General features: G+C 77.0%; 1 pseudogene. It reads left to right on the plus strand.

The features are described from left to right. Positions 1–955: pseudogene (locus VR44_RS39875) on the plus strand (SWIM zinc finger family protein); the annotation flags it as partial. Positions 956–1,359 lie beyond the last annotated feature (404 nt).

Here is a 1,359-nt window from a genome sequence, read left to right on the forward strand (position 1 = left end):
CCGCAAGCGGGCCGAGCGGCGCGCGGAGCGGGTGGGGGCGGGTGTCGCCGAGCTGGAGCGGCGACTGGCGGACCTGCTGCGCGGCGGGATCGCCGGACAGGCGCAGGCGGGGTACGCGCCCTGGGAGGAGACCGCGGCCCGGATGGTCGACGCCCAGGCGCCCGGACTGGCGGCGCGGGTAAGGGAGTTGGGGACAATACCCGGTTGCGGCCCCGGCTGGCCCGCCCGGATGCTTGAGGAGTTCGCGCTGCTGCACCTGCTGGACCGGGCCTGGCTGGGGGCGTCGGGACTGCCGGAGCCGCTGGCCGCGACCGTCCGGAACCGGGTGGGACTGCCATCCTCGGCCGAGGGGGAGACCGTCCGGGACCGCTGGCTCGTGCTCGCCCAGTACGACTCGGTGTCCCCGGACGGCCGTCTCACCACCCGCCGGACATGGCTGCGCGGGCTGGAGGGCGGACGGCCGGCGCTGGTGCTGGACTTCGGACCGCCCGGGCGGGCGCCCGGGCTGGCACTGCCCGTCGGACTGGTGCTGGAGGCGGAAGTCCGCTTCCGGCCCGGGACGGCGGGGCTCCGGGCGGACCTGGGGGACCGTACCGCGGCCGCGGCGGCGGACCGCTCCGGGGCTCCGGCCGGGGTGAGCACCGGTGAGGCCCTGGAGGCCTACGGGGCCGCGCTGCGGGAGGACCCGTGGCTGGAGTCCTGGCCGGTGGTCCTGGGCCCGGTGATCCCGATACCGGGTGAGGCGGGCGAGGGGGTCCGGCAGATCGCGGACGCGCGGGGGGCGTCCGCACTGCCGGTGGCCTCCGGCGGGGGCCGTCCGCGGTCCGCGCTGTGGCAGCTGGCCGCCCTCTCGGGCGGCGGCCCGGTCACGGTGTTCGGCGAGTGCGGCCACCGCGGCTTCACCCCGCTGACCGCCTGGCAGCCCGGCTCGCCCGAGCCGGTGCCGCTGGTCTGAGGCATCGAGGAAGAGCGCGGACGAACACACCACTACGCAGGGGGCCTGGGGGGATCCATGCCGTCTGACCGACCGACATGGAGGACGCGGAGGCGCGGGGGCGCCGACGCTTCGACGAGGAGCCGGGGGGCTTTCATGAACGACAACCACGCCAGCTGAGCAAGGTCGAGCGGCAGGTCCGGCGCTCCGGTCCCGCGGAGGGGGCGGGACCGGGCCCGGACCGGCACGACGACGGACCACCGACGGGGACTGACGAGGGAGGGGCCGGATGGGCAGGGCCGACGAGGTTTACGCGGACGGGGAATGGGAGGAGCTGGTCACCGCCGCACTGCTGGGCACCGAGCGGCGGGGCGGCACACCGGAGGCACTGCTCGACGCGGCGGCCGTGCAGACGCTGCGCCGCC

This window comes from Streptomyces katrae (genome assembly GCF_000966975.1).
Classification (GTDB): Bacteria; Actinomycetota; Actinomycetes; order Streptomycetales; family Streptomycetaceae; genus Streptomyces; species Streptomyces katrae.